Consider the following 25,516-nt stretch of genomic DNA (forward strand, 5'->3'; position numbering starts at 1 on the left):
AGGGCCCGGCGCTGCGTTCGGCCCAGCCCTGGGCGGTGCGTCCCAGCCTGGCGCGCCTGTTGGCGCGGCCCGGCCGCGCGCAGGCCAGCGGCCATGCCACCGTGCAGGGCGACAGCCCGGTGCTGGCGCCGGCGGCCTCGCATGCCTTGCTGCACGCGGACGTCGATGAATTGAATGCGGCCCAGGTGTTCGCCGGCGAAAGCCTGTGGCACGAACAGGCGCTGGCGGCGGGCGAGGATCCGGTCGGCTGGCGGCTGCGGCACCTGGCCGATGCGCGCGGCCATGAATTGGCGCGGCAGGTGGTGGAGCAGGCCGCGGCGCGCGATCCGGTGACGACGGCCGATGGCCTGCTGCACGGCAGCGGCTTCGCCACCGCGCAGGTGCGCTGCGAGGCCGAGGACGGTTCGGCGCACATGGTCTGGAGCGCCTGGGTGGCCGACGTGGCGATCCAGCCCGCCACCGGGCGGATCGAGGTGACGCGGGTGGTCGCCGGCCACGACAGCCAGGACCTGCGCGCCGCGCAAGGCGCCGCCACGCGCCTGGCCATCACGCGCCAGCAACCCGAGCGGCTGGCCGATGCCCGCCGCCTCATCGCCGGCCCGGCGGCGTTCGACGAATGGCGCGGCGCCGAGCCGATACCGTCGGCCGCGGGCGCAATGACCATCGCGGCGTCGGGCGTGCCCGGCCCGTTGCGGGACGGGCGGCTGGATGTGGACGGCGTGCTGACGCTGCCCGCCGCCGCCGCCATCGCCAACGCCATCCAGGACGCCACCGGCGTGCGCCTGCGGCAGGCGCCGTTCGACGCGGGCCAGCTACGGCTGGCGCTGGCGGACCGGCGCGCGGCCAGCGGGAAAGGCGCGTTGCACCGCGGCTGGGGCTGGCTGGCGGCCGGCGCGGCCGGACTGGCGGCCATGGCCACCGCGTTGTGGCCGCTGAAGCCGGCGCTGCCGCTGACGGCCGGGCCCGACGCTTCTTTGTATTCGACGCAGGCGATCGAGCGTGGCCGGCTGGTGGCCGCCGCCGGCGACTGCGTGGCCTGCCACACCGCGCCGGGCGGCGCCCGCAACGCCGGCGGCCTGGCGCTGGAGACGCCGTTCGGCGTCATCTATTCCACCAACATCACCCCGGATGCGCAGACCGGCATCGGCCGCTGGTCATACGCGGCCTTCGAACGCGCCATGCGCCAGGGCATCCACCAGGACGGCCGCCAGCTGTATCCGGCGTTTCCCTACACGGCCTATGCCAAGCTCAGCGACGCCGACCTGCAGGCGCTGTACGGCTACCTGATGTCGCAGCCCGCGGTGGCCGCGACGCCGCCGCGCACCGAACTGGGCTTCCCGTTCAACCTGCGGCCGCTGCTGGCCGGCTGGAACCTGCTGTTCCACGATCCCAAGCCGTTCACGCCGGATCCGTCGCAGGACGCCGAATGGAACCGCGGCGCGTATCTGGTGGAAGGCGTGGGCCACTGCGCCGCCTGCCATTCGCCGCGCAACGCGCTGGGCGCGGAGAAGGGCGGCCTGGCCTACCTGGCCGGCGGCCAGGCCGAGGGCTGGAACGCGCCGGCGCTGAACCAGCTCGCCACGGGCGAGCGGGCCTGGTCGGGCGAGGAGCTGTTCCAGTACCTGCGCACCGGCTATTCGCCGCGCCATGGCGTGGCCGCGGGCCCCATGGCGCCCGTGATCCATGGGCTGGCCGAATTGCCGGCCAGCGACCTGAAGGCCATCGTCACCTACCTGATGGCGGTGCCGGGGCGGACGCCGTCGTCGGCGCGCGCGACGGCCACGGCCACGGCCACGGCAAGCGCGGCCGGATCGGCTAGCGCCGCCGCGTCGGCCAGCGTTGTCGCCGCCCCGACGGCCACGACCGTAACCACCGCCGCCGCTGTCGCCGCGCCCGCCGCCGTCAGCGAGGCCATCACGCTGCGCCGCGCCAGCGGCGAACGCATCTACCAGAACGCCTGTGCCGTCTGCCATGAAGCCGGCAGCGGGCCGACCCTGTTCGGGGTCAAGCCCCTGCTGGGCCAGAACACCAATCTGCACGCCGCATCGCCGGACAACCTGATCCAGGTGATCCTCCATGGCATCCAGGCCCCGGCCGACGATGCCCTGGGCTACATGCCGGCGTTCGGCAACAGCCTGGACGACAGGCAGATCGGCGATTTGATCGACTATTTGCGCGCGCGGTTCGCGCCGGAGGAAGAGGCTTGGCCAGTTGACACGACGACGATAGGCAAGCTGCGCCAGCACGCGCAGCCGCAGTAAGGGGAAGACGGGGCGGCGGTTCGCGATCCATGGCGGATCCGGCCGCGCCTCGCGACACAACATCGCGCGCATCGGTTTTCCATCGACGCCTGCCCGGCGCCGAGGGGCGTTGCTGCATCCCGCATCCGCGGGGGCGGCCGCGTACCGGACCGGGGCCGACGCCCGTATCGGGCGCGGACCCTGCGCGCGACACACAAAGGGAATCACGCATATGTCAGCTTCATTCATCACGGTGGAACAAGGCATCAAGACAGCCGGCGTCGGCAAGTTCCAGTACCGGCTGTTCATGATCTTCGGCCTGGTCTGGCTGGCCGACGCCATGCAGGTGCTGTCGATCGGCTTCAGCGCGCCTTCGATCGCCCGCACCTTCGGTATCCCGGTGCCCGAGGCCTTGCAGACCGGCACCGCGTTCTTCGTCGGCATGCTGATCGGCGCCTTCGCTTTCGGCCGGCTGGCCGACCGCATCGGCCGGCGGCCGGTGCTGATGATGGCGGTGGTCATCGACGCCTGCGCCGGCGTGGCCTCGGCCTTCGCGCCGGACTTCGCCTGGCTGCTGTTGCTGCGCTTCGTCACCGGTATCGGTGTCGGCGGCACGCTGCCGGTGGACTACACCATGATGGCCGAGTTCCTGCCGAGCGAACGCCGCGGCCGCTGGCTGGTGCTGCTGGAGTCGTTCTGGGCCCTGGGCACGATCTGCCTGGCGCTGCTGGCCCTGGCCGCGCTGTCGTGGGGCGACGATGCCTGGCGCGTGATCTTCTTCGTCACCGGCCTGCCGGCGCTGATCGGCGTGGTGCTGCGCTTCTACATCCCCGAGTCGCCGATGTACCTGAACCGCAACGGCAAGTCGGGACAGGCGCGCAAGGTGCTCGAGCGCGTGGCCCGCGTCAACGGACGTCCGACCGACATCCCCGAGCTCAAGCCGGAACTGCATGAGCGCAAGCCGCTGTCGGCGCTGTTCTCGAACACGCTGCGCCGCCGCAGCATCGCGCTGTGCCTGGCCTGGGCGCTGATCTCCATCGCCTACTACGGCGTGTTCGTCTACCTGCCGATCAAGCTCAGCAGCCAGGGCTTCGCGTTCATGCGCGGCCAGGAATTCCTGGTGCTGCTGGCGCTGGTGCAGTTGCCGGGCTTCGCGCTGTCGGCCTACGGGGTGGAACGCTGGGGCCGCAAGCCGACGCTGGTGGGCTTCCTGATCCTGAGCGCGGTGGGGTGCATGCTGTACAGCCTGGGCACCTCGAGCTTCCTGGTGATCGGCTCGACGCTGTTGATGAGCTTCGCGCTGCTGGGCACCTGGGGCGCGCTGTACGCCTTCACGCCCGAGGTCTACCCGACCGACCTGCGCGCCAGCGGCATGGGCCTGGCGGGCGCCGTGGCGCGCTTTGGCGGCCTGTTCGCGCCGGCCATCATCGCGCCGATCATGGCCACCCACTTCACGCTGGCGCTGGCGGTGCTGGCGGCCATGCTGCTGGCCGCGGCCCTGTCGATCCGGGCGGTGGACGTCGAGTCGCGCAACCGCGCGCTGGACTGATCCGTCAGGGGAAGGGGGCTTATCCGGGCGGACGCGCGCCGCCCGGATGCGGGTTGCCCGGACGCCGGCAGCCCGTATGCCGGACGCCCGGACGCCTCATTTAGCAGGCCTCATTCCCCGGCGTCGCCCTCGATCATCTTGCGCAGCAGGAATTCCAGCGCCAGGCGCTCGGCGGGATTGAGCTTGCCGTAGGTGCTTTCGGTGATCTGCAGCGCGAAGGGCTCCATCTTGCGCACCAGCTCCTGGCCCACCGGGGTCAGGTTGATCACCACCTTGCGGCGGTCGTGCGGGTCGTGGTCGACGCGCACCAGCTCGCGCTGCTTGAGCCGGTCGACCACGCCGCGCACCGTGGCCTGGTCGATGACCGTGGCCTTGACGATATCCGCCAGCGAACTGCCCTGGTTGTCGCGCACCGAGCACAGCACGACGAACTGCGCCGCGGTCAGCTGCGAGTCGGGGATGTACTGCTGGAACAGGGCGGTATGCCGTTGGTACACGCGCCGCAGCAGGTGTCCAATCTGGTCGGAGAACAAATAGCTGTCCTTGTCGGGGGCGGACTTGTCTTTCACGTTTCGCATAAGCCTATCCGAAGCCATACCCTGGGTACGATGATCTATCTCAATGGGAATGTCCGGAAGTTTACGGGGCTTGCCGCCTTTGTGCCGACAGGGATCAGGTTTTTCGCAGCGCCGCCATGAAGACGCCGACGGCCAGCGTGGCGCAGGCGGCGGCCGTCGCATAGAACGCCGGCCAGCCGATGCGGGCGATCAGCGCCGGCATGCCCAGCAGCGCCAGCGTGCCGACGAAGCGGCCCAGGCCGTACAGCAGCGCATAGTCGGTGGCGGCCTGGCCGCCCGCCGCCCAGCCCAGGATCAGGCCGCCCATGACGATGTACAGGCCGCTGACGCAGGCGCTGATCGCGATCGAGGCCGCGATGGCCAGGTCGGCGTTGCCGATGCGCAGGGCCATGACGATGGCCAGCGCGCTGGCCACGGTGGCCGCCAGCAAGGCCCACAGCAAGGGCCGCGGGGCGTAGCGCCGCAGCGCCGCCGGCAGCGCCAGCGCCATCGCCAGGTTGGCCAGCGGCGCGGCCACGCCCAGCACCCAGCCGATGCGCGCCAGCGGCACGCCCAGGTCCACCAGCATCAGCCGGTTCAGGTTGAACAGCGCCATCAGCGCGCAGGTGACCAGGCTGATGCGCAGCAGGCGTGCGGCCATGGCCGGCTGCCGCAGGGCGGCCCGCAGGCCCGGCCTGGCTTGCCGCGCCGGCGCTGGCGCGGCGTGGTCGGGCAGGCGCCAGGCCGGCAGCGTCGCCAGCGCCATCAGGGCGGCCAACCACAGCAGCGCGCCTTCCCAGCCCAGGCGGGGAAACAGGCCGACCAGCACGCCGCCGCCCAGCACCGCGCCCAGCGACAGGCCGCCGACCTTGGCCGCCGATGCCGCGCCGCGATGGGCGTCGGCGATGTGCTCGACCGTCCAGGCGTCCAGCGCCACGTCCATGGTGGCGACCGCCAGCGTCGCCGCCAGGCCCAGCCCGAACAGTGCCGCCAGCGACAGCGCGCCGCCCAGCGCGATCGCGGCCACCAGCAGCACCGCCAGGCCTTGCGCCGCCACGATCCAGCCGCTGCGCCGGCCCAGCCAGGGCAGGCGCCAGCGGTCCACCAGCGGCGCCCACAGGAAGGTCACGCCGAACGGCAGGTACAGCGCGAACACCGGCGCCATCGAGGCCAGCGCATGGCCTTTGTCGCGCAGGATCGGGCCGACGCCGCCCTGCACGAAGCCGAGCACCGCGCCCAGCGACACGTACAGGGCCGCGATGGCGGCCAGGCGCGCCCAGGGCGCGGCGGGTTGGCCGGTCCGCATGTCAGAACTTCCAGCTCATGCCGACGCCGGCCAGGCGCTCCTGTCCCAGCCGCACCGAACTGACCGTGGGGCCCCAGCTCTGGCCCGCCACCAGGTATTGCTTGTCGAACAGGTTGTAGACGAAGCCGTAGATTTCCAGCGGCCCGTCGCGCCAGCCGGCGCGCAGGTTGACCACGTCGTAGGCCGGCAGGGTGAAGCTTTCCTTGACGTCCGCCGCGCGCGCGCCGACGTGCTGCCAGACGATCTGGCCATTGAGCTGGCCGGGCAGGCCGAGCGGCCGCGCCGGCGCTTCGACCTCCACGCCGAGGTTGGCGGTCAGGCGCGGCACGTTGGGCACGCGGTTGCCCGATTGCGCGCCGGTGGCGCTGCCGGCGGGCACCGAGACCAGTTCGGCGTGGGTGTAGCCGGCGCCGCCGATCAGCTTGACGTTGGGATGCACGCGCGCCGCGAATTCCAGTTCGGCGCCCTTGCTGCGGTAGTCGAGCGAGGCGGGCGTGAACAGCAGCGCCGACGGGTTGAACACGATCAGGTGGCCGCGCTTGACCTCGTTCAGGAACACCGAGCCGTTCAGGTCCAGGCGGCGGTCGAACCATTGCGACTTGAAGCCCAGTTCGTAGGTCCAGCTGGTCGAGGCCTCGAACGGCGTTTCCGGCTTGCCGGTCGGCGTGTTGACGGACACGCCGGCAAAGCCGCCCGAGACATAGCCGCGCGACACGGTGGCGTAAGTCATCAGCGCGTCGCTCCAGTCATACGACAGGCCGGTGCGGCCGGTGACGAAATTGTCGGACAGCGTGTCGTGCTGGCTGAAGTTGGCCACCACCGCCGGGTTGCCGTTGCCGGTGTAGCGGTAGCGCGCGTCCTTGGCCTCGTGCGTGTAGCGCAGGCCGGCCAGGGCCTTCAGCCTGGGCGTGAGCGGCACGCTGGCCTCGCCGAACAGCGAGGCGCTGTCGGTCTTGATGCGGTTGGCCTGGGTGCCGTTCTGGGTCTGGAAGTTGAACGCCGCCGGCGAGGCCTTGGCGGTGGTGTCGTTGCGGAAACTGGAATGGAAGTAGTTGGCGCCCACGGTCCAGCCCAGCGCGCTGGTCTCCGGCGAACTCAGGCGGAATTCCTGCTGCCAGCTCTGTTCCTGGAAGCGGATGTCGGCGTAGTCGGCGTAGGGCACGTTGTACACGGACGCGGGCCGGCCGGTCATCGCCGAATAGATCAGGCCGTCGGTCAGGTCGAAGGCCTGGCGCGAGCGCGAATCCAGGTAGCTGGTCAGCGAGGTCAGGGTGAAGTGCTCGAACTCGTGCTCGACCTTGACGCTGCCGCTGCTGTCCTTCCAGTCGATCTTGTTCTCGGGATCCGAGGCGGTCTGCGGAAAGCGCGGGTTCTGCAGCCATACGAAGCGCGGCGCAGCGGCTTTCTGCTGGTCGTACGACCCGGTGACCGTCACCACGGTGTTGGCGCCGGGCGTCCACAGCACCGTGGCGCGCGCCGCGCCCACGTCGGCCCAGCCGTCCCTGCCGCCCGAAGCCAGGTTGGGGGTGGTCCCGTCCACCGTGGTGTAGCGCAGCGCCAGGCGCGCGGCCACGGTGTCCGACAGGGCCTCGTTGGCGATCAGTTCGCCCAGCCGGTGGCCGTGCGAGCCGATCTCGCCGCGCACGGTGTATTCGCGGTCGAACACCGGCTGGTTGGCGATCACGTTGATGGCGCCGCCCTGGGTGTTGCGGCCGAACAGCGTGCCTTGCGGCCCGCGCAGCACCTCGACCCGGTTCACGTCCAGCAGCGTCGGCGGCGCGCCGTAGACCGAGCGCGGCACGTCGTTGGCGTACATCACCACCGAGGTGTCGTCCGGCGACAGCGGCGCGAACGAGCCCACGCCGCGAATGGTGAAGACGTTGGAGTTCTGGCCGCCGGTGTCGGTGAACGCCAGGTTGGGCGCCGAGCGCGCCAGGCCGGCGTTGCCGGCCTGCGGCGCGGCGTCGGCGCGCAGTTGCTCGCCGTTCAGCACGGTCATGCTGATGGGCACGTCCTGCGCGCTTTCCTCGCGCCTGCGCGCGGTCACGGTGACGGCAGGCAGCTCGGCGGCGCCGGCCTGGGGCGCGGTCGAGGCCGCCGCCGCGGCCGGCGCGGCGTCGGCGGCCGTGGTGGGCGTCTGCGCCCGCGTTGAGAACGGGATCAGGGTCAGCGACATCGCCAGCAGCAGGGGACGGGACAGGCGACGGCGCGGCAGCGCGGGGGACGGGGACACGACAAACTCCAGTGCGGTTAATGAGAATTTGTCGCAATTCTATTGACTAAACGTTTGGTCAGTCAATTGATCAATGCATTCCGGACCCGTAACATGGCTGATTCCATCCTCACAGAGACCCCCGGCATGACAGAGCTGCGCTCGCAATACACGACGCCCGACGCCCGCGACGTGATCCTCGAATCGGCGCTGACGCTGTTCGCCCGCCTGGGTTTCGACGGCTCGACCATGCGGCTGATCGCGCAGGAAGCCAAGGTCTCGCCGGGGCTGATCCATCACCACTTCAAGGACAAGGAAAGCCTCTGGTCCAAGGTGGGGGAATGCATCACCGAGGATTTCCTGGACGCGATCGAGCCGATCGCGCGCCAGCCCGTCACGGCGCGCACGGTGCCGGACATGGTGGGCAGCTATCTGCGCTACTGGAAGACGCACCCGGCCGCCCTGCGTTTCCAGCTGTGGCGCGTGATGGGGGCGCAGGAAGCCGAGCGCCGGGCGCGCTCGGCACGCCTGAACCAGCTGTTCGTGCCGGTCTTCGCGCAGGCCCAGAAGGCCGGCTTCGTGCGCGCCGACATTCCGGCCGGACAGGCCATGATCACCACCGGCGCGCTGATCCAGTACTGGCTGCACAGTCAGCTCGAAGTGGCCGACGCCATCGCGGCGGGCGGCGGCGCCATGCCGGACGAGGCCGCGTTCCTGGACTACGTGCTGAGCCTGGTGGGGGCGCGGCGGCCGGGCGATGCCGCCTAGGCGCCGCCGCGCACGCGGTTCACCAGCACCAGCAACGCGGTGGCCAGCAGCAGCACGGTGGCGGTGGCGATGACCGCGGTGTAGCCCGCGTCGAACGCGTCGCGGGCCAGCCGCGCCAGCGCGGCTCCCGCGTCGCTGGACAGGCCCTCGGCCAGGACCAGCGCTTCGTCCAGGCTGTCGCGCGCCGCGGCCGCGGGCAGGCCGGCGGGCACGTCCAGGGTGTGCGCGTAGACGCCCGACAGGATCGATCCCATCAGTGTCACGCCCAGCGCGCCGCCCAGTTCATACGAGACTTCCTCGATCGACGCGGCCATGCCGGCGCGCTCGGGCGTGGCGCTCTGCATGATGGTGCTGGAGGCGGCCGTCATGGTGGCGCCGATGCCCACGCCCAGCACGCACAGGCTGGCGATCTGCGACGTCAGCGCGCCGTCGTAGCTGAACAGGTAACCGCCCATGCCCAGGCCGGACACCAGCAGCGAGACGAACAGCAGGCGCGCGCTGCCCACCCTCGGCAGCAGCCAGCCGGCCAGCGGGCCGGCGATGAACGCGGCCAGCGGCAGCGGCAGGATGTAGAGCGCGGCCTCGATCGGCGACATGCCCAGCACCAGCTGCAGGCGCTGGCTGAACACCAGCTCCATGCCCAGCAGCGCCGCCGCCGCGAACAGCGCCGAGGCCACCGCCGAACTGAAGCTGCGGTTGCGGAAGATGGCGAAGTCGATCAGCGGATGGGGCCGCGCGCGCTGGCGCCGGGCGAAGATGAACAGCATCGCGGCGCCGCCGGCGCAGGCCAGCGCGGCGTCCAGCCAGGACGGCTGGGCGCGGCCCAGCTCCTTGAGCGCATAGGCGGTCAGGATCAGGCCGACCATCACCTGCAGCGAGCCGACCAGGTCCCAGGGGCGCTGGCGGTCCGGCTGGCCGGCCGGGATGTAGCGGCGCGCCAGCGGCAGCGCGAGCAGCACGATCGGCAAGTTGATCAGGAACACCGAGCCCCACCAGAAATGCTCCAGCAGGATGCCGCCGATGACCGGACCGAGCGCCGCGCCGCCCGAGGCCACCGAGGCCCAGACGCCGATGGCGATGGCGCGCTCGCGCTCGTCGGCGAAGGTCAGGCGCAGGATCGACAGCGTCGCCGGCATCATCATGGCCGCGCCCACCGCCAGCACCGCGCGCGCCGCGATCAGCGCGGCCGGGTTGGGCGAATAGGCCGCCGCCAGCGAGGCCGCGCCGAACACGGCCAGGCCCATCATGAACAGGCGCTTGTGCCCCAGGCGGTCGCCCAGCGTGCCCATGCCCAGCAGCAGGCCGGACACCACCAGCGCGTAGATGTTGACGATCCAGAGCTTGGACGAAGCCGTCACGCCCAGCTCGTGCGTGAGCCGCGGCAGCGCGGTGTAAAGCACTGTCATGTCGACCACGATCAGCAACAGGGCGCTGGACACGATGGCCAGCACCAGCCAGCGGCCGGGGGCGGCCGCGGTGGCGGTAGCGGTATTGGAGAGGGAAGAATTGCGCTGCGTCATGCGTTTACTCCTGTAGCGCACGGCATTTTCCATCTGGATATCAATAACAAAAAGTTTGAATCCATCTATAAAATAGATTGATTGGGCGGCCATGCGGCGGCCGCGGCGCGGAGTGGCAATGAACTGGACCCTGGAACAACTGCGGCATTTCGTGGCGGCGGCGGACGCCGGCTCGTTTTCGGCGGCCGCGCGCCAGGTGGGCCGGGCGCAATCGGCCGTCAGCACGTCGCTCGGCCTGCTGGAGGCGGACCTGGGCGTGGAGCTGTTCGACCGCTCGCGCCGCAACGCCACGCTGACGCGGGCCGGCGAAGTGCTGCTGCTGGAGGCGCGCGAATTGCTGCGCCAGGCGGCCGGCCTGGAACAGCGCGCGCTGTCATTCGCCGCCGGGCAGGATGCGCGCCTGAGCGTGGCGCTCGACGAAGCCTTGCCCGACCGCGTGCTGGCCGTGCTGGTGCGGGAAGTGTCGACGCGCTTTCCGGCGCTGGAACTGAGCCAGCTCAACGGCACCGCCACCGAGGTGGCGGACTACGTGCAGCAGGGCCGCGCCAGCGTGGCCTTCCACTTCGACCGCGGCGACCCGGGCCCGGCCTTCGCCCACCGCTACCTGGGCGACGTCGGCCAGGGCATCTTCGTCGCGCGCGATCATCCGCTGGCGGCGCTGCCCGAGGTCACGCGCAATGACCTGGCGCGCCATCGCCAGCTGGTGATGCAGATGGAAGGGGTGGAGGACGTGGTGATGAGCCCGTCGGCCTGGCGCTCGGACAGCTTCTACAGCATCGCGGCGATGGCGGTCGACGGCCTGGGCTGGGCGATCCTGCCGCTGAACATCGCCGAGTACGAGGGCTACCGCAAGGACCTGGCCTGCGTGCCCTGCGTCGGCCTGTCGCTGCCGCCGCTGCCGGTGCGCACGCTGTGGCTGCAGGGGCATACGCCCAGCGCCACCGTGCGCTGGATCCAGGAACGCATGGAGCAGTTGCTGCATCCCGGGCCGTGATGCTCCGGGGGAAAGGCCGCCGCTGTTCGCGTGGATGCGCGGCGGCCCCGGGGACGCCGGCCCGCGGGCCGGCGCGGTTCAGCGTTGCTTGCGGTACACCAGCACCGGCGTGGTGGAATGCGCCAGCACCTTCTGGGTCTGGCTGCCCAGCACCACCGCGGCCATGCCGCGGCGGCCGTGCGAGGCCATGGCGATCAGGTCGCAGCCGCGCTCGGCGGCGGCGTTGATGATGGCGCGATAGGGGTCTTCATCGGTGGCGCGCAGCGTTTCGCACGGCACGCCGGCCTCGCGCGCCTGGGTGGCGGCCGCGCTCAGCAGGCGCTCGGCCTGGGCGCGGATCTGGTCCTGGTACTCGCTCAGGCTGTGGGCCACCTGCGCGGCGCCCATGGCGAAGACGTGAAAGGGTTCCTCGACCGTGAGGATGGTGGTGCGGGCGCCCAGCGACTTGGCCAGATTGAGGCTTTCGACCAGGGCTTCCGAGGACAATTGCGAGCCGTCCGTGGGAATGAGAATGTGCTTGTACATGGTGTCTCCCGTGTTTGTGCAGCGGCCGCCGCGACAGGCGGCGACTACGTAACACTGTATCGGGAGGAGGCGCGGCGCCGTTTGCGCGGAATCAAACCTTGCGCGCGATCAAGCCGCGGGCGGGGCGCGCGCGTCAGCGCAACAGGGCGGTGACCAGGTCGCTGGCGGCGTGGGCGTCTTCGTCGAAGTCGAGCGCGGTCTGCACGTGTTCCAGGTGCTCGTCCATCAGCGCGCAGGCGCGCGCGGTGTCGCCGGCGCGGGCCGCGTCGATGAAGGCGTGGTGCTCGCGCGAGGAGCAGCTGGCGTCGTGTGAGCTCTGGTACAGCACGGTGATCACGGCGCTGCGCGCCGACAGCTCGCGCAGCATGCCAGTCAGCACCGAGTTGCCGACGGTCTCGGCCAGCAGGATGTGGAAGTCGCCCAGCAGGCGGTTGCGCGTCTGCACGTCGCCGCTTTCCACCGCCGCGCGTTCCTCGGCCAGGTGGGCGTCGATGCGGCGGTAGTCGGCCGCCGTGGCGCGCGCCACGAACTCGCGCGCCAGCGCGGCCTCGAGGATGCGGCGCACGGCGTAGACCTCGCGCGCCTCGTTGGCGTCGGGCTTGCTGACGAAGGCGCCCTTGTCGGGCACGATGTTGATCAGCTTGTCCTTGGACAGCATCAGCAGGGCCGCGCGGATCTTGGTGCGGCTGACCTTGTAGACGCGCGCCAGGGCTTCCTCGCGCAGACGGGTGCCGGGCGGCAGCCGGTGCGCCACGATGGCGGCGGCAATGGCCTTGGCGATATCGTCGGCGCTGGGATCGGCGGGAACTTCCTGGGTCATGGAGCGCGGCCGCGGGGCCGGGGTGGGGCTGTCGAGGCGGTCAGTCTATCAAAATCCGATACCGGACTGGCAACATTTATTGCATACCAAAATTGTTGGCGTCCGCCGCGCGATCCCCCCGCGAGTCCGCGCGGCGGGGCCTGGGGCCTTGCCCCGGCCCCGGGCCCGCCGCGCTCAGGCGCGGAACGCCGCCGGCTGGTACTGGCCGAGCGCGTCGAGCAGCCGCGTCCAGGCCTGCACGCCCTCGCGGATCGAGCCGATGCGGAAGAACTCGTTGGGCGCGTGCACGTCCTCGTCGGGCAGGTTGAAGCCGAACATCAGCGTGTCGATGCCGAGCGTCTCCTTGAACACCGAGGTGATGGGCACGGTGGCGCCCAGCCGCACGTGGATCGGCTCGCGGCCGTCGCCGGCCTGCAGCACCGCCTGGGCCGCGCGCACCAGCGGATGGTCCGGCGCCAGCGTCGAGGCCGGCGAGCCGTCGTGCATCGCCACCACCTCCAGCGCGGCGCCGGGCGGGCAGTGGGCCCGCAGGTGCGCCAGGACCGCGCGGATCACGCGCGCCGGGTCCTGGCCTTCGACCACGCGCACGGTCAGCTTGGCCGAGGCCTCGCAGGCGATGATGGTCTTGGTGCCGGCGCCGGTGTAGCCGCCCCACATGCCGTTCACGTCCAGCGCCGGGCGCAGCGTGATGCGCTCGCGCGGGCTGTAGCCCGGCTCGCCATGGCTGGCCGCGCCCACGTCGTCGAAGAACGCCGCCTCGTCATAGGGAAACGCGGCCGTGTCCTGGCGCTGGCGCGGCGTGGGCGGCGTGGCGTCGTCGTCGAAGCCGGCCACCGCGACGCGGCCATCGGCCGCATGCAGCGTGGCCAGCAGCGCGGCCATGTCGTGCAGCGCGTTGCGCACGCCGCCGCCATAGCGGCCGGAATGCAGATCCTTGGCCGCCGTGCGCAGCCGCACCTCCAGCGCCGCGTTGCCGCGCGCGCCGGTGTTGATGGTCGGCACCTGGGCGCTGGCGCGGCCGCCGTCGGCCGACAGCACCGCGTCGGCGGCCAGCAGGGCGCCGTGACGCTGGATCAGCGCCCGCAGCGTGGGGCTGCCGGTTTCCTCTTCGCCCTCGATGAACACCTTGATGTTGACCGGGCAACTGCGCAGCGTGGCCAGGAAGGCGAACACCACCTCCAGCGCCACGGTGGTCGAGCCCTTGACGTCGGAGGCGCCGCGCGCATAGAGCCGGTCGCCGACCTGGGTCGGCTCGAAGGGCGGCGTGCGCCACAGTTCCAGCGGGTCGGCGGGCTGCACGTCGTAGTGGCCGTAGATCAGCAGCGTGGGCTTGCCGGGCGCGCCCAGCCACTCGCCGTAGACGGCCGGCTCGCCGCCGCCGTTCAGCAATTGCACGTTGTGCAGCCCCTCGCGGCGCAGCCGCTCGCACAGGAAGTCGCGCGCCTGCGCCATGTGCTCGGCAAAGGCCGGGTCGGCGCTGACGCTGGGGATGCGCAGGAACGCCTTGAGCCAGTGCGCGATGGACGGCTGGCGCTCGTCGAGATGCGCCAGCACCGGCTGGATGAGAGTGTCGGACATGCAGACTCCGTGGGAAGGAAAAGGGCGGCCGCTCATTCGGCCTGGAAACCGCTGCTGCGCACCAGTTCGGTCAGGCGCGCGGTCTGTTCGGCATAGAAGGCTTCGCTGGCGGCCAGGGTCTGCGGCTCGAACAGGATCTTGCCCTGGGCCAGCAGCGTCTTGCGCGCGGCGGGGTCGGCCAGCGCCGCCTCGACCGCGGCGTGCAGCTTCTGCGCCACCGCGTCGGGCGTGCCCTGCTTGACCATGTAGGCGGTCCAGATGGTGTAGTTGAAATCCTTCAGGCTGGCGCTCTCCTGCACGCTGGGCACATCGGGCAGCATCGGCAGGCGTTCGCGGTTGAGGGTGCCGATGATGCGGATGCGGCCTTCGCGCCGCAGGTCCGCGTAGTTGGCCTGATAGGGCACGATGGCGAAGTCGATCTGGCCGCCCGCCATGTCGGTCAGCAGCGGCGACGCGCCGCGATAGGGGATGTGCGTCAGCGTCAGGCCGGCGCGCTTGGCAAGGGCCTCGGTGATGAGGTGGATCATCGAACCCGCGCCGCCCGAGCCATAGGTCAGCGGCGCGCCGCCGCGCCTGGCCAGCGCCACCAGTTCATCGACGTTGGCCACGCCCAGCCCGGCGCGCGTCATCACGACATAGGGCGAGGTGGCGACCGGCGCGATCATGCGGAAGGCCTCGGGCCGGTAGTGGACCGACTTGTTGGTCAGTCCGGCCAGGATCAGTTCGTTGGGCGATCCCTGGAACACGTAGTAGCCGTCGGCCTTGGCGCCCAGCACGCGATTGGCGCCGAGCACGCCGTTGGCGCCGCCCAGGTTCTCGACGATGACCTGGCCGCCCAGCGTCCCGGTCATCGGCCCCTGCAGCGCGCGCGCCGTGATGTCGCTGGCGCCGCCGGCCGGATACGGCACCATCAGCGATACCGGCCGGACGGGGTAGTCTTCGGCGGCGGCGGCGCCCGTGGCCAGCAGGGCGAGCGTGGTGACGGCGGATAACAGCAATGTCTTCATCGGATTCCCTTGGGTGTTGTGTGTTTTCCGGAATGCTAGAAGCGCTGTTTTCATATGTCCAATCGATTGATTGGCTGATTACAATGCGTTTTATGCATGATTATTCGCGGCGCGGCCGCGGCCGGAGTCTTCATGAATCTTTCGCAACTGGCCCATCTGGTGGCGCTGCTGGAAACCGGCTCGTTCACCCGCGCCGCGGAATCGCTGCATCTGTCGCAGCCGGCGTTCAGCCGCAGCATCCAGCTGCTGGAGGCCGAGCTGGGGGCGCCGCTGGTGGACCGCATCGGCAAGCGCAACGAGGCCACGCCGCTGGGCCGGCAGGTGGCCGCGCGCGCCCGCCGGGTGCTGGCCGAGGTGCACGAGATCCGGCGCGAGGCCGAGCTGCTGGCGCAGGGCGAGGCCGGCGCGGTGGCGCTGGGCCTGGGCGCCGCGCCCAGCGCGCTGTTCAGCGTGCCGCTGATGCGCCATGTGATGGACGCCTATCCGCGGCTGCGCGTGCGCCTGTCGCGCGGGCCGACCGACGCGCTGCTCGCCGGCCTGCGTGAACGCGCCCTGGACGCGCTGGTGGTGCACGTGCGCACGCTGGACAACGACGCCGACCTGGACGTGGCCGCCATGCCCAGCCTGGCGTCGGGCTTCGTCTGCCGCCCGGACCATCCACTGCTGGCGGGCCCCGCGCCGTCTCTGCCGCAGGTGCTGGCCTATCCGGTGATGTCCACCGGCCTGTCGCCGGAGATCCGGCGGCGCGTCGCGGCGGCGCGGCCGGACGGCTTCGAACTGCACATGGAGAGCGAGGACATCGCCGGCCTGCTCGATATCGCCGCGCGCTCGGACGCGGTCTATCTGGGCGTGCTGGCGTCGGCCGCGGGGCCGATCGCCGCGGGCCGCCTGGCGCGCCTGCCGCCGCCGCCGGACTTCGACATCGCGGCGCACTTCGCCTTCGTCACGCTGCGCGGCCGCAGCGAAAGCCCGGCCACCCGCATCGCGCGCGAGTTCTGTTTCGAGCAGATGCGGCGGGCCGCGCAGGGTTCGGCCGCCGAGGGCTAGGGCCGGTTCACACGACAAGAAGCCTCGCACAGGCCCTGGGACGCGCCTTGCGGTGTGGACCGCCCCTGGCGCGGCGGATTCATGCCGCTTTCTGCACAATCGGCATGCCAGCCCTGATCAATCGCGCGGCCGTCTTGGCGTATCCTGCTGCGGTCGGCGTCCCGCGTCGGCGGCGCGCGCCGCCGGCCATGCCTCTTTTCCTGGATTCCCCATGCCCACTGGCCTTTCGTCCGCGTTGCAGCGCTTTCCCCGTCATGCCTTGCTCGATGGCCCCACGCCGATCCAGCGCCTGGCCGGACTGGAGGCGGCGCTGGGCGCCGCGGCCAACGGCGTGCGCCTGTACGTCAAGCGCGACGATCACATGTCGCTGGGCGGCGGCGGCAACAAGCTGCGCAAGCTGGAGTTCCTGCTGGGCGAGGCGCGCGCGCAGGGTGCCGATACGGTGGTGACGGTCGGCGGCCTGCAATCGAACCACGCGCGCCTGACCGCGGCGGCCGCGGCCCGCGCCGGCATGGCCTGCGAGCTGGTGCTGGGCCGGGTGGTGCCGCGCGACGACGTCGATTACGAGGAAAACGGCAACATGCTGCTGAACCGCCTGTTCGGCGCGACGGTGCATGCGCTGCCGGCGGGCGCCGATGCCATGGCGGCGGCGCTGGAGCGGGTGCGCGCGCTGGAGCTGGCCGGGCGCCGCGTCTACCTGGCGCCGCTGGGCGGGTCGACGCCCATCGGCGCGCTCGGCTACGCCGCCTGCGCGCTGGAGATCCTGGCGCAGTCGCGTGAACTGGGCGCGGACTTCGCCCGCATCGTGGTGGCCAACGGCAGCGCCGGCACCCATGCCGGCCTGGCGGCTGGCGTGGTCGCGGCGGGCCTGCCCGCCACCCGCGTGCAGTCGTTCACCACGCTGGCCGACGTCGAGGTCGCGCATGCCAAGACGGTCGACCTCACCGCCGCCACGCTGGCGCTGCTGGCGCAGGGCCAGGCGGACGAGATCGCGGCGCCGGCGCCCAACGACATCCTGGTCGATGGCAGCCAGCGCGGCCTGGCCTATGGCGTGCCGACGCCGGCCATGCTGGAGGCGGTCGGCCTGCTGGCGCGCAGCGAAGGGCTGCTGCTCGATCCGGTGTATTCGGGCAAGGCCTTCGCCGGCCTGCTGGCCGACCTGCGCGCCGGCCGCCACGCGCCGGGCAGCGACGTGCTGTTCGTGATGACGGGCGGCGCGCCCGGCCTGTACGCCTACAAGTCCGCGTTCCAATGAAAAACGGGCCGGCCGCCGCGAGGCGTCCGGCCCGTCCTGGACGAAACCAGGGGTGGGGCGTCAGTCCTTGGCCATCAGTCCCAGGTACTCGATCAGGCTTTTTTCCTTGACGTAGGTGGCCTGCGCCCAGGCCTTGTAGTCGGCGCTGTCGCGGTAGGCCGGCTCCTGGTTCAGCTGCTTCATGATCTCGATACTGGCCGGGTCGAACAGCGCCTTCTTGAAGGCGTCATGCAGCGTCTTGACCACCGCCGGGTCCATGCCCTTGGGGCCGGCCAGGCCATAAGGCGAGGTCGACACGACCTTGTAGCCCAGCTCCTGCGCCGTGGGCACGTCGGGCCAGCGCGTGGTGCGCTTGTCGCCGAACGTCACCAGCAGCCTCATCTTGCCCGAGTCCACGAACTGGTCCCAGCCGGTGGCGTCGCTCTGCGCCATCACGTGGCCGCCCAGCAGCGCCTGCTGCATGTCGGCGTTGCCCTTGTACGGCACGTGGTTCAGCTTGACCTTGGCGTTGATGGCCACTTCCTCGATCAGCAGGTGCGGCGATGAGCCCACGCCGGTCGAGCCGTAGTCGACGCTGCCGGGGTTCTTGCGCGCGGCTTCGATGTATTCGTTGAAGGTCTTGTAGGGCGAGTCGGCGCGCACCGTGAAGCCGAAGGTGTAGCCCGACAGCCCCAGGATGAAGGTGAAGTCGTTGATCGGATCCCACGAGGTCTTCTGCATGTAGGGCATGCGCAGCATCGCCAGCGTGTACAGCGCGACGGTGTAGCCGTCGGGCTTGGCGGTGCGCGACATGGTGGCCGGGCCGAGCGTGCCGCCGACGCCGGGCCGGTTCTCGACCACGACCGGCTGGCCCAGGTACTTGGAAGCGTCCTGCGCCACGATGCGCATGTGGCGATCGGTGGAGCCGCCGGCCGGGAACGGCACGATCAGGGTGATGGGGCGATTGGGAAAGGCGCTTTGCGCCGACGCGGCGGGCGCCAGCGCGCCGCCGGCCAGCGCCAGCAGCAGGGCGCCGACGCAGGCGCGGCGCAGGGGTTGATGGGCCATGGGGGCGTGTCTCCAGTGTGGTTTTTTTATGGGGCGCCGGTCAGCCGCGCAGGGCGACCTTGACCGGCAATCGTTGCAAGGCCTCGCGCAGCTGCTCCTTCAGCGGCGCGGGGGTGGCGGCGTCGGCTTCGACGGCGACGTCGGGCTGCGCGTCGGGCAGCACGCGCAGCAGGGGACTGTCCGGCGGCAGGCCGGCCTGTTCGAGGACGCGCTCGACCACGGCGCGCGCCGAGACCGCCGTCGCCAGGCGGCGCAGGTCGGGCTTGTAGATCTTGCCGACGTTGGTCATGGGCATCTGCTCGAGCACGATCACGCGCTTGGGCCGCGCCGGCGCCTCGTCGACGTGGGCGGCGGCGTAGGCGACCAGCTCGGCCTCGGAGACCTCGACGTCGTCGGCCAGGGTCACGAAGGCGATCGGCAGCTCGCCCGCGTACGGATCGGGCGCGCCCACCGCGGCGCAGATGCGCACCGCCGGATGCGAGGCCAGCGCGTCCTCGATGGTCTTGGGATCGATGTTGTGGCCGCCGCGGATGATCAGGTCCTTGGCGCGGCCCTGCAGGTGCAGGCGGCCCTCGGTGTCGAGGAAGCCGACGTCGCCGCTGATGAGCCAGCCGTCCTCGGTGAAGGCGCGGGCGGTGTCCTCGGGGTCGAGAAAGCCGGGAATCACGTTGGGCGACTTGAACAGCAGCATGCCGGCCTGCCCGGGCGGCAGGTCGCGCGCCGGCTGGCCGGCGGGCGCGTCCAGGCCGACCACGCGCACCTGCACGTAGGGCAGCGGAAAACCCACGCAATTGACCGGGAAGTCCGAGCCGGGCGGCGTGATCGAGGTGATGCCGGCCATTTCCGTCATGCCCAGGCTTTCGTTCACGTGCAGGCCGAACAGGCGCTCGAAGCGCGCCGCCAGCTCCGCCGGCAACGGCGCGGCGCCGGTGCGGCAGTAGCGCAGGGTCGAGATATCGGCGCCGTCCAGCGGAATCTCGGCCAGCGCCGCCAGGATGGTGGGCACCCCTTGCAGCGAGGTGGCGCGGTGGCGCTCCACCAGCCGCCAGTAGTTGCGCAGCACCTCGCGGTTGCGCAGCAGCAGCGTGGTCGGGATCACGGTCTGCACGCCGGCCGACAGCGCCGCCAGCGAGGCGGGCAGCACGCCGGCCACGTGGAACAGCGGATAGCCGTTGATGACCACGTCGCCCGGCCCCGCGCCCTGCAGCTGCACCGCCGCCCAGGCCGTGAAGACCTGGTTGGCGTGGGTATGGATGGCCAGCTTGGGCGCCCCGGTAGTGCCGCCGGTATGGAAATAGGCGGCCACGTCGTCGGCGCGGATCACGCGTTCGTTCAGCAGCCGGTCCAGCGGCTGGGCGGCGCGCGCGCTGTTGAAGTCGAGCGCGTCGTCCGGCAGCGCCGGCCGCCGCGACGGCGGTTCGTCATGCGGCGCCACGCGCAGCAGCGTGCGCAGCGATGGCACCCGCTCGCGCAGCCGCAGGGCCTTGGACCACGACTCGCACTCGGTGTCCGAGCCATACGCGATCAGCACCTTGGCGCCGGCGGTGGCCAGCAGCGAGGCCAGCTTGTCCTCGGTCAGCAGCGGGTTGAGCGGCTGCACGATGCCGGCGGCCTCGCCGCCCCACAGCGCCAGGTGGTATTCGAGGCAGCCGGGCAGCAGCACCCCGACCGCATCCGTCGGACCCACGCCCAGGCTGTGCAGCAGGTTGGCGGTCTGGTGGATGCCGGCCAGCAGTTCGTTGTAGCTCCAGCTGATCGCCGGTTCGTCGGGGTCGGCGCTGCGCAGGAAGGTCAGCGCCAGGCGGTCGCCGAAGGCGGCGGCCGAGTTGCGGAAGAGCTCGTAGGTGCTTTGCACCGTCAGCGTTTCGGCCAGCGGCCGCGCCGCCAGGCGCTGGACGTCGGCGGCGGTCCTGACCGGGAAGGGGGCCGAGAAGGGCCGGGCGAGGGGCGGGGCGATGGGGGCGTCTGTGCGGGCCTGCGTCATGATGTGCTCCTCGCCGCTCAGGCCCGCCCCAGGGCGATGTAGCGCCGCAGGTGGTGGTCCTCGTCGCCCAGCTGGTGGTCGATCATGACCAGCCGCTTGGCGTAATGCGCCAGCGGCAGCTCCCAGGTCATGCCGATGCCGCCGTGCAGCTGGATGCTCTCTTCGGCCACCAGCGTGCCGATGCGGCCGATGGTGTACTTGGCGGCCGACAGCGCGCGTTCGCGCGTGGCGCGGTCGGGGTGGTCGAGCGCGGCCGCGGCGTTGATGACCGCCGAGCGCGCCTGCTCGATCTCCAGCAGCACGTCGGCCATGCGGTGCTGCAGCGCCTGGAAGCTGCCGATCGGCACGCCGAACTGGCGCCGCGTGCGCAGGTATTCCAGGGTCGCGTCGCGGGCGCAGTCCATCGCGCCCACGGCCTCGGCGCACAGCGCCAGGATGCCGCGGCCGGTGGCATGCTCCAGCAGCGCATGGCCGGCGCCGGCCTCGCCCAGCAGGCTGTCGGCGCCCAGCGCCACGTTCTCGAAGCCGAGTTCCGCGGCGCGGCCGCCGTCGATCAGGTCGTAGCCGCGCACGGTCACGCCCGGCGTGCCGGCGCTGACCAGGAACAGGCTGATGCCGGCTGCGTCGTCCTCGGCGCCGCTGGTGCGCGCCGACACCAGGAACAGGTCGGCATGCTCGCCGCCCGTCACGACGGCCTTGGCGCCGTTCAGCGCCCAGCCGTCGCCGCTGCGCTCGGCGCGCGCGCGCACCTCGTTCAGGGCGTAGCCGGAGCCGGGCTCGGCCGCGGCCAGCGCGGCGGTGATGCTGCCCGCGATCAGGCCGTCCAGCGCCTCGCGCTGCGCCGCGCTGCCGGCGCGGGCGATGGCGCTGCCGACCATCAACGCATCCAGGAAGGGTTCCAGCACCAGGCCGCGGCCCAGCGCCTCGAACACCACGCTGATGTCGAAGCCCGCGCCGCCCAGGCCGCCGTGCTCCTCTGCGAACAGCGCGCCGATGGCGCCCAGTTCGGCATAGCGGCGCCAGAATTCGGGGTTGTAGCCTTGCGCCATTTTTGCGTGGCGCTCGCGCGTGGCGAAGTCGTATTGTTCGGCGACAAAGCGGCGCAGCATGTCGGACAGCATGCGCCGGTCTTCGGTGTGTTCAAAGTTCATGGCCGGCCTTTACAGTCCCAGGATCATCTTGGAGATGATGTTCTTCTGGATTTCGTTGGAGCCGCCGAAGATCGACAGCTTGCGGTTGTTGAAGTACTGCGCCGCGGCGCTGTCGGCGCCCTCGGGGCCGATGGGCGCGGCGTCGTAGCCGTCGTGCAGGGACTCGGCCACGAACGGGCGCGCATAGGGGCCCATGGCGCGGCGGTTCAGCGCTGTGATCTCCTGGCGGATCTGGGTGCCGCGGATCTTGAGCATCGAGCTTTCGGCGCCGGGCGCGCCGCCGCCGGCCACCGCCGCCACCACGCGCAGGTTGGTGGTGCGCATGTTGGCCAGTTCGATCTCCACCCGCGCCAGCCGCGCGGCGAAGTCGGGATCCTCGGCCAGCGGGCGGCCGTTCTTCTTCTGGCTGGCGGCCACCGTCTTCAGGCGCTCCAGCGCCGCGGTCGACTGGCCGACGCCGGCGATGTTGGTGCGCTCATAGGTCAGCAGGTACTTGGCGCAGGTCCAGCCGCGGTTTTCCTCGCCCACCAGGTTCTCGACCGGCACCCGCACGTCCGAGAAGAACACCTCGTTGACCTCGTGCTCGCCGTCCAGCGTGATGATGGGGCGCACCTGCACGCCCGGGCTGGCCATGTCGATCAGCAGGAAGCTGATGCCTTCCTGGCGCCGGCCCTCGCTGGAGGTGCGCACCAGGCAGAAGATCATGTTGGCGTACTGGCCCAGCGTGGTCCAGGTCTTCTGGCCGTTGACGACGTAGTGGTCGCCGTCGCGCACCGCGGTGGTCTTGACCGAGGCCAGGTCCGAGCCGGCGCCGGGCTCGGAATAGCCCTGGCACCACCAGTCCGAGCCGTCCAGGATGCGCGGCAGCCAGTGGCGCTTCTGCGCCTCGTTGCCGTACTTGATCAGCACCGGCCCCAGCATGCTCAGGCCGAACGGCACGATGCGCGGCGCGCCGGCCAGCGCGCATTCGTTGTCGAAGATGAACTTCTGCGTGGCGCTCCAGCCGGTGCCGCCGTATTCCACCGGCCAGTGGCTGGCGAGCCAGCCCTGGCGGTTGAGGATGGCGTGCCATTCGACCATGTCGGCGCGCGCCAGCAGCTTGCCCTGCGTGACCTTGGCCGACAGGCGCGCCGGCAGGTGCGCGGCCAGGAAGGCGCGGACCTCGTCGCGGAAGGCGTTTTCTTCGGGGGTGAATTCCAGATCCATCGGGCGATTCCTCAGTAGATTTCGAACAGGCCGGCCGCGCCCATGCCGCCGCCCACGCACATGGTGACGACGGCGTAGCGCGCGCCGCGGCGGCGGCCTTCCAGCAGCACGTGGCCGGCCAGGCGGGCGCCGGTGACGCCGAACGGGTGGCCCAGCGCGATCGAGCCGCCGTTGACGTTCAGCCGCTCCATCGGGATGCCCAGGCGCTCCTGGCAGTACAGGGCCTGCGAGGCGAAGGCTTCGTTCAGTTCCCACAGGTCGATGTCGTCGACCTTCAGGCCGTGGCGCGCCAGCAGCTTGGGCACGGCGTAGACCGGGCCGATGCCCATTTCATCGGGTTCGCAGCCGGCGATCGCCAGGCCGCGGAACGCGCCCAGCGGGCGGATGCCGGCGCGTTGCGCCTCGGCCGCTTCCATCAGCACGCAGGCGGCGGCGCCGTCCGACAGCTGCGAGGCGTTGCCGGCCGTCACGAACTGGTCCGGGCCGCGCACCGGCGCCAGCTTGGCCAGCGCCTCGTAGGTGGTGCCGGGGCGGTTGCAGGTGTCCTGGTCCACCGTGACCTCGCGTTCCGACACGGCGCCGGTGGCGCGGTCGGTGACGGCCATGGTGGTGGTCACGGCGATGATCTCCTCGCGCAAGCGGCCGGCGGCCTGCGCGGCCTCGGTGCGCGCCTGGCTCTGCGCGGCGAAGCGGTCCTGCGCCTCGCGGCTGATGCCGTAGCGCGCGGCGACGATGTCGGCGGTCTCGATCATGGGCAGGTACAGCTCGGGCTTGTTGGCCACGATCCACGGGTCCATGCCGCTGACGCCGTCGTCGCGGGTGCGGATCTGCGAGACCAGCTCGACGCCGCCGGCGAGCATGGCGGGCGCGCCGTCCATGACGATGCGCGCCGCGGCCGAGGCGATGGCCTGCAGGCCCGAGGCGCAATAGCGGTTGACGGTGGCGCCGCCGACACTGACCGGCAGGCCGGCGCGGATCACCGCCTGGCGGCCGATGTTGCGGCCGGTGGCGCCCTCGGGGTAGCCGCAGCCGATGAAGGCGTCCTCGATCAGGGCGGGGTCGATGCCGCTGCGTTCGACCGCGGCGCGCACCGCGTGGGCGGCCAGGGTCGGCCCGGCGATCAGGTTGAATTCGCCGCGCTGCGCCTTGGTGATGGGCGTGCGGGCGGTGGAGACGATGACGGCTTCGCGCATATCGGTTTCCGTTGGGTGAGTGGGGTCAGGCGGCCTGGTTCAGGCTGGCGAAATCGCGGCCGGATTCGGCCAGCTCGATCAGCAGCGGCGACGGCTTCCAGAACGCGGGGTCTTCCTTGGCGTACGCGCGGATGTCGGCCAGCACGTTGGCCAGTCCGACGCGGTCGGCGTAGTGCATCGGCCCGCCGCGGTGGCGCGGAAAGCCGTAGCCCGACAGGAACACCATGTCGATGTCCGACGGCCGCAGCGCGATGCCCTCGCGCAGCACGTTGGCCGCCTCGTTGATCATCGCCGCCAGGTAGCGGCGCTGGATGTCCTCGGCGCTGAAGGCGCGCGGGGCGACGCCGGCGCGCTGGCGCTCGGCGTCGATGATGGCCAGCACTTCCGGGTCGGGCGTGCCGTGGCGCGCGCCGTCGGGGTACAGGTAGAAGCCGCGGCCGGTCTTCTGGCCGAACCAGCCGCGCTCGCACAGGCGGTCCGGGATCTGCACATAACGCAGCGCCGGGTCGCGGGTGGCGGCGCGGCGCTTGCGGGTGGCCCAGCCGATGTCGCCGCCGGCCAGGTCCACCATCTGGTACGGACCCATGGGATAGCCGAAGTCGCGCACCGCCGCGTCGATGTCGTAGGGCGAGGCGCCGTCTTCCATCATCATGTCGGCCGCCTGGCGGTGCACCGCCAGGATGCGGTTGCCGATGAAGCCGTCGCAGACGCCCGCGCGCACCGCGATCTTGCGCAGGCGGCGCGCCAGTTCGAAGCCGGTGGCCACGGTGTCGGCCGCCGTGTCGCGGCCGACCACCACTTCCAGCAGCTTCATGATGTTGGCGGGCGAGAAGAAGTGCAGCCCGAGCACGCGGCCCGGATCGCGCGTGGCCTGGGCGATGCGGTCCACGTCCAGGTACGAGGTGTTGGTGGCCAGCACCGCGTCGGGCCGGACCACGCGGTCCAGCTGCGTGAACACGGCCTGCTTGACGTCCATGTCCTCGAACACGGCCTCGATGACCAGGTCGGCATCGCCCAGTGCCGCGTAGTCGGTGGCGCCGGTGAGGCGCGCCAGGCGGGCGCCGCGCTCGTCGGCGCTCATGCGGTTCTTGCCGACCAGCAGGTCGTAGACGTGCTCGACCCGCTGGCGGCCGCGCGCCAGCGCGGCGTCGTCCTGCTCGACCATGACCACCGGCAGGCCCGCGTCCAGCAGCGCCACCGCGATGCCGGCGCCCATCGTGCCGCCGCCGATCACGCCGACGCGCTCGAGCCGGCGCGGCCTGGCCTGCTTCAGTTCGGGGATCTTGGCGGTTTCGCGTTCGGCGAAGAAGGCGTGGATCAGGCCGGCGCGCTGCGGGCTGTCCAGGCATTGCAGGAACAGCGCGCGTTCGGTGCGCAGGCCCTCGTCGAACGGCAATTCGACGGCGGCGCGCACCGCTTCAAGGATCTTTGCCGGCGAGAACAGGCCGCGCGTGGTGGCGGCGCTGCGCTGGCCGGCGGCGTCGATCGCGGCCAGGGCGGCGGCTTTATCGGCCAGCGCCTGGCCGTCGCGGCTGCGGCGCGGCGCGGCGCCTTGCG

At 71.3% G+C, this 25,516-nt stretch carries 20 protein-coding genes; 6 read left to right on the plus strand and 14 right to left on the minus strand.

The annotated features are described in order from the left end of the window. Positions 1-2,261, plus strand: a 2,261-nt coding sequence (locus tag H0523_RS26895; RefSeq protein ID WP_180180204.1) for a cytochrome c, incomplete at its 5' end; no start/stop codon positions are given. 211 nt (positions 2,262-2,472) lie between these two features. After that, entirely contained in the window at positions 2,473-3,789 is a 1,317-nt protein-coding gene (locus tag H0523_RS26900; RefSeq protein ID WP_054434751.1) for an MFS transporter, read from the plus strand. A 110-nt stretch (positions 3,790-3,899) separates the two neighbouring features. Here H0523_RS26900 and H0523_RS26905 read toward each other — a convergent pair whose 3' ends face one another. From H0523_RS26905 to H0523_RS26915, 3 genes are all read right to left on the minus strand, one after another. Continuing rightward, a complete protein-coding gene (locus H0523_RS26905; protein ID WP_054434753.1) occupies positions 3,900-4,367 on the minus strand; it encodes a MarR family winged helix-turn-helix transcriptional regulator in 468 nt (155 codons plus the stop codon). Positions 4,368-4,461: 94 nt separating this feature from the next. After that, positions 4,462-5,652, minus strand: coding sequence for an MFS transporter (locus H0523_RS26910; protein WP_054434755.1), 1,191 nt, complete (start codon positions 5,650-5,652; stop codon positions 4,462-4,464). Position 5,653: 1 nt separating this feature from the next. Further along, the gene (locus H0523_RS26915; RefSeq protein WP_054434827.1) at positions 5,654-7,828 is read right to left on the minus strand and encodes a TonB-dependent receptor; all 2,175 of its coding nucleotides are present in this window, start codon (positions 7,826-7,828) and stop codon (positions 5,654-5,656) included. 150 nt (positions 7,829-7,978) lie between these two features. Here H0523_RS26915 and H0523_RS26920 point away from each other — a divergent pair, with 150 nt between their 5' ends. Beyond that, positions 7,979-8,632, plus strand: coding sequence for a TetR/AcrR family transcriptional regulator (locus tag H0523_RS26920; protein ID WP_231689948.1), 654 nt, complete (start codon positions 7,979-7,981; stop codon positions 8,630-8,632). Here H0523_RS26920 and H0523_RS26925 read toward each other — a convergent pair. Continuing rightward, positions 8,629-10,152, minus strand: coding sequence for an MFS transporter (locus H0523_RS26925; protein WP_054434759.1), 1,524 nt, complete (start codon positions 10,150-10,152; stop codon positions 8,629-8,631). The genes H0523_RS26920 and H0523_RS26925 overlap by 4 nt on opposite strands. Before the next feature lie 118 nt (positions 10,153-10,270). On the opposite strand from H0523_RS26925, the gene H0523_RS26930 reads away from it, so the two are divergent. Next, entirely contained in the window at positions 10,271-11,146 is an 876-nt protein-coding gene (locus H0523_RS26930; RefSeq protein ID WP_054434761.1) for a LysR family transcriptional regulator, read from the plus strand. A gap of 78 nt (positions 11,147-11,224) precedes the next feature. On the opposite strand, the gene H0523_RS26935 is transcribed toward H0523_RS26930, so the two are convergent. The 4 genes from H0523_RS26935 to H0523_RS26950 form a co-directional block, all read right to left on the minus strand. After that, positions 11,225-11,671: a universal stress protein gene (locus H0523_RS26935; RefSeq protein WP_054434763.1), complete on the minus strand. Its 447-nt coding sequence runs from the start codon at positions 11,669-11,671 to the stop codon at positions 11,225-11,227. A 133-nt stretch (positions 11,672-11,804) separates the two neighbouring features. Next, positions 11,805-12,491, minus strand: coding sequence for a GntR family transcriptional regulator (locus H0523_RS26940; RefSeq protein ID WP_054434765.1), 687 nt, complete (start codon positions 12,489-12,491; stop codon positions 11,805-11,807). Between the two features lie 174 nt (positions 12,492-12,665). Next, positions 12,666-14,069, minus strand: coding sequence for a dipeptidase (locus H0523_RS26945; protein WP_054434767.1), 1,404 nt, complete (start codon positions 14,067-14,069; stop codon positions 12,666-12,668). A 32-nt stretch (positions 14,070-14,101) separates the two neighbouring features. Then, a complete protein-coding gene (locus H0523_RS26950) occupies positions 14,102-15,076 on the minus strand; it encodes a tripartite tricarboxylate transporter substrate binding protein (RefSeq protein ID WP_054434769.1) in 975 nt (324 codons plus the stop codon). Positions 15,077-15,208: 132 nt separating this feature from the next. Between H0523_RS26950 and H0523_RS26955 the strand changes: the two genes are divergently transcribed. Both H0523_RS26955 and H0523_RS26960 read left to right on the plus strand, forming a co-directional pair. Further along, positions 15,209-16,123, plus strand: coding sequence for a LysR family transcriptional regulator (locus tag H0523_RS26955; protein WP_054434771.1), 915 nt, complete (start codon positions 15,209-15,211; stop codon positions 16,121-16,123). A 211-nt stretch (positions 16,124-16,334) separates the two neighbouring features. Continuing rightward, the gene (locus tag H0523_RS26960; RefSeq protein WP_054434773.1) at positions 16,335-17,378 is read left to right on the plus strand and encodes a D-cysteine desulfhydrase family protein; all 1,044 of its coding nucleotides are present in this window, start codon (positions 16,335-16,337) and stop codon (positions 17,376-17,378) included. 60 nt (positions 17,379-17,438) lie between these two features. Here the strand turns inward: H0523_RS26960 and H0523_RS26965 are convergent, their stop codons facing one another. The 6 genes from H0523_RS26965 to H0523_RS26990 form a co-directional block, all read right to left on the minus strand. Next, positions 17,439-18,425 (minus strand): tripartite tricarboxylate transporter substrate binding protein, encoded by a 987-nt coding sequence (locus H0523_RS26965; protein ID WP_054434775.1) that lies wholly within the window; start codon positions 18,423-18,425, stop codon positions 17,439-17,441. A 40-nt stretch (positions 18,426-18,465) separates the two neighbouring features. Further along, positions 18,466-20,409, minus strand: a complete 1,944-nt coding sequence (locus H0523_RS26970; protein ID WP_054434777.1) for an acyl-CoA synthetase — start codon at positions 20,407-20,409, stop codon at positions 18,466-18,468. Positions 20,410-20,426: 17 nt separating this feature from the next. Next, entirely contained in the window at positions 20,427-21,560 is a 1,134-nt protein-coding gene (locus H0523_RS26975; protein WP_054434779.1) for an acyl-CoA dehydrogenase family protein, read from the minus strand. A gap of 9 nt (positions 21,561-21,569) precedes the next feature. After that, positions 21,570-22,766 carry an acyl-CoA dehydrogenase family protein gene (locus H0523_RS26980; RefSeq protein WP_054460995.1) on the minus strand — a complete coding sequence of 399 codons (1,197 nt, stop codon included), beginning with the start codon at positions 22,764-22,766 and terminating at the stop codon, positions 21,570-21,572. A gap of 11 nt (positions 22,767-22,777) precedes the next feature. Then, entirely contained in the window at positions 22,778-23,959 is a 1,182-nt protein-coding gene (locus H0523_RS26985; RefSeq protein WP_054434784.1) for an acetyl-CoA C-acyltransferase, read from the minus strand. Between the two features lie 25 nt (positions 23,960-23,984). Next, positions 23,985-25,516 (minus strand): 3-hydroxyacyl-CoA dehydrogenase (locus H0523_RS26990; protein WP_180180205.1); only part of this gene is annotated, 1,532 nt, incomplete at its 5' end.

The sequence above is a fragment of the Achromobacter insuavis genome (assembly GCF_902859645.1).
Classification (GTDB): Bacteria; Pseudomonadota; Gammaproteobacteria; order Burkholderiales; family Burkholderiaceae_B; genus Achromobacter; species Achromobacter insuavis.